A 5,165-nucleotide genomic window follows, 5' to 3' on the forward strand; every position below is an offset into this window, starting at 1 on the left:
ATTCTCGGGCGGGTGGCCGCTCGGAGACGTCCCGTTCTCGCGCAGTCCGTGCCGACTTCCTCGACGCGCGTTTCCGGGCGCCCTGAGGTGCGTCGAGCGTGCGAGGCTTGCGATGTGGACGTCGACGTCGGCAAGGAACTGCTCGCACTCGCTGGCGGCGATGTCTTCGTCGACGTCAAGTCACGAAGCGAGGCTCATCAACGCCAGCACGGTTGTGGACTACATAGTGCTGGCGGACCGCAGATGCAGCTCGTCGCCTCCCTCGCACGACTCATCGCGCCGATGTCGATTCTCGACTTGGGATGCGGGCTCGGCTACTCAACACTTTGGCTCGCATCGATCGTTGAGCCGGGCAGTCGTGTCGTCGGAATCGACGACGACCCCGACCACATCAGCGAAGCGACGGCGATCGCAGTCGAATTCGGCTACGCCGATCGCGTGGAGTATCGATCCGGTCGCGTCGCCGACGTGCTCGAGACCATCGAGGGACCCGTGGACATGATCCACGACGACGCGTGGTTCGCAGCGAGGCCTGCACATCTCGACGCCATGGTCGGCCTGATCCGACCGGGGGGACTGCTGACGATGGTCAACTGGTTCCTGCTCGTCGACGCCATCACAGGATCCCCTCGCAACGACTGGGCGAGCTTCGCTGGCGACGACTGGGCCGAGACAACAACCGAGTACGCGAACGAATTGGCCTCGCGTTCCGACCTGGACGTGACCTGGCTGGAGAACCCACCGATCGCGTTCGCCATTCGGCGGTAGCAGCGGCGCGAATCTCGAGCGGGTCAACCAGCGCATCGGTGCCGTACTGGGCGGGGCAGAGGTCCGTTCGACCGGCGGCGATACAGAGCGGGGATCGACGACGTCGACGACGATCCCACCGTGCTCGTCGAGTCCCTGCTGGAGCCTCGGAAGGCGGCAAGACGAGCGACCTCGGCGGCGTCGTACGATGCGATCTCGTAGTCGTCGAGCGCCTGCGCCATAACCGCGCCAGCGACGCTGGGTGGCGGCAGTCGATCACGATGTCGGCGAGCGTGGCCACTCCCCAAATCCTGGCATGCGATACTCCGATATGAGCATCGCACTCTGGGTTGCCATCTTCTTCGCCGTGTTCATCGGGGGAGCCGGAGTCCTATACGCCGCCTCCTTCGAATCGAAGGGGAAACGAACTTCCGAGGATCCGTCCGACGACCCTCGTGCCAGCCGACTCGTGGCACGCTGCGACGGATCGCCTGACCCATCCGGCCGGCGCGCGTCCTTGAGCACCCGAGCGTGCCCGACCGAGCGCATCCGTGCCGAACACGTGCGTTGCCGCACTCCGAGGACGATGTTGATTTTGAGTGCCCCGGAAGCGGAACGGAACCAGAATTGGCCGCTTGTTCGGCGATGGTGGTCGGTAGGCGACGAGATTCTCGATGGCCGTCGCCACGTTTTCGAAGATCCCGAGGTAGGGGTGCCCCTCTACGGCAACCTTGTCCCCGATCCGCACGAGCGCGATCGTCGACCTTCCCAGCGCCGCGGCCAAGTCCGGTTCGATCTCAAGCTCCCGCACAGGCTGCCGGTCTGTGCCACGCAGCCACTCCGGGAGGTCAAGCTCAACGCCCTGCGTTATGCCTTCGGTCATGTCCGCTCCCGTCTGTTGGGCCGCTCGTGTCTCCCGCGAACGCCGCCGTGTGCCGTCATGGACAGATCACCCTTGGATTCCAGTTGTTGAAGGTTCCAGAGGGGTTCCACTTCCAGACCCACGCATGGAGGATGTACCAGCCGAGCGCCGGATTGAGGATGCCCATTTCCTGCCCCAGCACAGTGGGCGGCTCGTCGTGCTCGGCGTGCCACAACTCGGCGGGCACCACCCACTCGAGAGCGACCAACCTCAGCTTTCCGTTGGGGAGCGGCTCGTAGACGAGTCCCTCTGGTCGTAGCGGGTCGAGCACGGTGTCCTCGATGGCGTCATGGTCGAACCAGTGGTACCCCATTGCTCCGTCGGTCGGATGCTCGATGCAGCCGGAGATCGGGATGTCCGGGTTCTTCCAGCCAAGCTGGTAGCCGGCGCGTTCTGCTCGCTCGACGCTGTGGTACTTGGCGCTTGACAGCCATGCGGCGAACAGATCGGACCACCCTCCACCTCCTCGAGCTTCCGCAGGGGAGGCCGAGCCGCCGCCGAGCGTGGCGATCGCCAACCCGGCTGCGAGCAGCCACGAAAGGCCGCGGCGGGTTCGTTTGGTGGCGGCCTTACTCGCGGCCAACTCCCCGCTGGGTGCCCGATCGTCGACGTACGTTCCTGATTTCATCGTGCTCTCCTCCCGTGGAGGCGACACCGGCCATCCGAACCGCTGGACCGGCACCACCGTGTGAACTGACGAGCTGCAGCGGCCAACGGCAGTCGATTCGATCTGCAGCGTGTCCTAGTGTGAGTCCGAGGGAACGGGCGGTGGTGTCCGAGGGGGACACATCGGGGACACTGGGACGTCGGCTGGCCTGATCCGAGAGGGCAGGAGCCACGAGTAGAAAGCGACCGGAATGAGACCAGCAGACGACGCCTTCGGCTGGAGGTTCGTCGAGTTCGGCACACAGCTTCGCCGGCGGCGACGGTCGGAAGACCTGACCCAGCGGGCGCTCGCCCGAGCCGCCAACTGCTCGGAGCACACCATCAAAAAGCTTGAGCAGGGTTTGCGACGTCCCTCTCCGCAGATGGCGACGTCACTCGCCGGGGCACTGGGTCTGACCGCTGAGGAACGAACCGCCTTCGTTCGGGCCGGCACCGGCGCCGCCGACACCCACCCCAGCGACGGCGGTGCCGTCGGGCCATTGACGACCATCCTCGGCGCCGAGACGATGACGGTCCACTGCTGGGACACGCTCGTCGGCCGCACCCGCGAGCTCGCCGGCATCCCCAATCTGTTGCAACAGAGCCGACTCGTCACGCTGCACGGCCCGGGAGGTGTCGGGAAGAGCCGGATCGCAGCCGAGGTCGCCCGTCGGGACGACTCCGGGCCGACGTTGTGGGTCGAGTTCAAGCACCTGGACCGCGACGACACCGTCGACGCCCACGTCGGCAGGTCGCTGCAGGTCGGACGGTCTGGGTCGGCACCGCTTCGCCAGCGAGTGATCGCCCGCCTCGGAAACGACAACTGGCTGGTCGTGCTCGACAACTGCGAAGGCCACACGGTGGAGGTGGCCGATTGGTGCGCGGCCGTCCTCGACGCGTGCCCTTTCGTGCGCGTCCTCGTCACCTCGCGGGTCGTGACCTATCTCCCAGGTGAGGTGAGGTGGCCGCTCTCCGGGTTGAGCACGAGTGCACCAACCGATTCGGATCGCCCGTCCTTTCGGAGCGACGCCGCGAGCCTCTTCGTCGAACGGGCATCAGCCACCGATCAGCGGACCGGCGGCGTTGCGCGGTCGCTCGACGCCGATGCGATGGCGGCGATCACGTCGATTTGCGAGCGGCTCGACGGCCTCCCGCTCGCGATCGAGCTCGCTGCAGGTCGTGCCGACCTCTATTCGCCCGTGACCTTGGCCGAACGGCTCGGTCAGGACCAGAGGTTGCTCCAACTGGGCGGCGCCCACGACGAACCCCGCTACACCAACCTCGACGACATGGTCATGTGGTCCTACGAACTGCTCGACGACGACGAGCGACGCTGCTTGCGGGCGGTTTCGATCTTCAGGGGCTCGTTCGAGATCGGTGCGGCACACGCGGTGAGCGGGAAGGAGCAACCGCTCCACGAGTTCGAGCAGACCTTCGCCCGACTCGTGGGATCGTCGCTCATCTCACGGTCGAGCGACGAGGCGTCCACGTTCCACGTCCTGGAGACGATACGCGCCACCGTGGCCGTCATGAAGTCCCGGTCCGAAGCAGATCGCCTTGATCGTCGCCACGCGGAGTACTTCGCGGAGCGGGCCGAGCTCGCCGAACCGAAGATGTGGGGCAACACGCTGGCGGCCACGCTCTCCGACCTGGCGCGGCACCACGCCGACTTCTCCGCCGCCGTGGAATCGTCGTGCGCCCGAGGAGACGCGGCGACCGCCCGCCGCATCACCGGTGCCCTGTTCCGCTACTGGGACATCCGAGGACACATCGCGGAAGGGCTCGCCCTCTGCCGGCTCGCCGACGCGGCCGACGGGGACTCTTCCGCCGACATCGATGCACGGTCGGCGAACGCCCTGGGCACCTTGGCGCTGTTCGCGGGCGAAGGCGAGGAGGCGGTGTCTGCGTTGGAGCGTGCGGTCGAGCTGTCCCAGGCCTTCGGCATCGGCCACGAACTCGCGCACGCGCTCGTCCACCTCGGGCTCAGCGCCGAGTTTGCTGACGACTCGGCATCGGCTACTCGGATGCTTCACGAGGCGATCGCCGTGGCCCGGCACTACGACGAGCGGGCCCTGGAGGGTTGGGCACAGATACTCATCGGCTCCGATCATCTGCGGCACGAGAGGTTCGACGCCGCCGACGAATCGGTCAGCCGGGCGCTCACCCTCGTGACCGGCGTCGACGGGGAAGGCGTCGCTTGGGTGCTCGTAGGGCAGGCAGCGATCAGCGTTCTGTCGGACGCCGATATTCACCTGGTCGAGGTCGAGCGCGCCCTGCAGGCCTGCATCGAGCTTCGCTCCGGATGGGGCATTTCGGTCGTCGGCATACTCGCAGGCATCAGCGCGACCCGCCTGGGGCGCAGAGATCTCGCCGCCGAGCTGCTCGCCGCATCGGATCTACTACTCGCACTGACCGGATCGACCCACCAGCCCATGATGAACGAGTGGCGAGCGAAGCTCATCGACTCAATCGGAGTCGCGGCGGTCCAATCCGGCGACGACGAGCCCGACCTCGCCGACGACGCTCTCGAGGTCATCGATTCGATTGACACCCTCGTCGATCGCTTGCTCAAGAGCACCACGAACCGATCCGGGACTGACCCAGCGGCAACTGGAGCGAACTGAGGGCGCTCAGCGCCCGTCCGAGAACGGACAATGGGCGCAGGACTCAGTGCTCAGAACAATCCGACCGCTGAGAACCGCCCTGTATTGCGCAGCGAGCGAGGCAATTCAAGCCGATCGGTATCCGGCAATCTTTTTGTCGGAGGTGTCCCATAGCGTTCGGCCCGTCAGCGACCAACGGCATCCCCGATGTGCGGGTCGGGGACATCCCTAGCCCTTTCATCGCGCAG

3 protein-coding genes are annotated in these 5,165 nt (G+C 66.3%); 2 read left to right on the plus strand and 1 reads right to left on the minus strand.

What is annotated here, in order from left to right; translation table 11 throughout:
• The first annotated feature begins 114 nt into the window (after positions 1–114).
• Entirely contained in the window at positions 115–768 is a 654-nt protein-coding gene (locus ON45_RS21140) for an O-methyltransferase (protein ID WP_051062574.1), read from the plus strand.
• Positions 769–1,685: 917 nt separating this feature from the next.
• Here ON45_RS21140 and ON45_RS21145 read toward each other — a convergent pair.
• Complete coding sequence (locus ON45_RS21145; RefSeq protein WP_148288543.1) at positions 1,686–2,297, minus strand: hypothetical protein; 612 nt, start codon at positions 2,295–2,297, stop codon at positions 1,686–1,688.
• A 229-nt stretch (positions 2,298–2,526) separates the two neighbouring features.
• Here ON45_RS21145 and ON45_RS05865 point away from each other — a divergent pair, with 229 nt between their 5' ends.
• On the plus strand, positions 2,527–4,938 hold the full coding sequence (locus tag ON45_RS05865; RefSeq protein WP_083914459.1) for an ATP-binding protein: 2,412 nt from the start codon (positions 2,527–2,529) through the stop codon (positions 4,936–4,938).
• The last annotated feature ends 227 nt before the right edge of the window (positions 4,939–5,165 follow it).

It is taken from the genome of Ilumatobacter nonamiensis YM16-303, from assembly GCF_000350145.1.
Classification (GTDB): Bacteria; Actinomycetota; Acidimicrobiia; order Acidimicrobiales; family Ilumatobacteraceae; genus Ilumatobacter_A; species Ilumatobacter_A nonamiensis.

Bases quoted from the DNA above. Each gene is read 5' to 3' on its own strand.
- ON45_RS21145 (WP_148288543.1), bottom strand. From the start codon at position 2,297: ATGAAATCAGGAACGTACGTCGACGATCGGGCACCCAGCGGGGAGTTG.
- ON45_RS05865 (WP_083914459.1), top strand. From the start codon at position 2,527: ATGAGACCAGCAGACGACGCCTTCGGCTGGAGGTTCGTCGAGTTCGGC.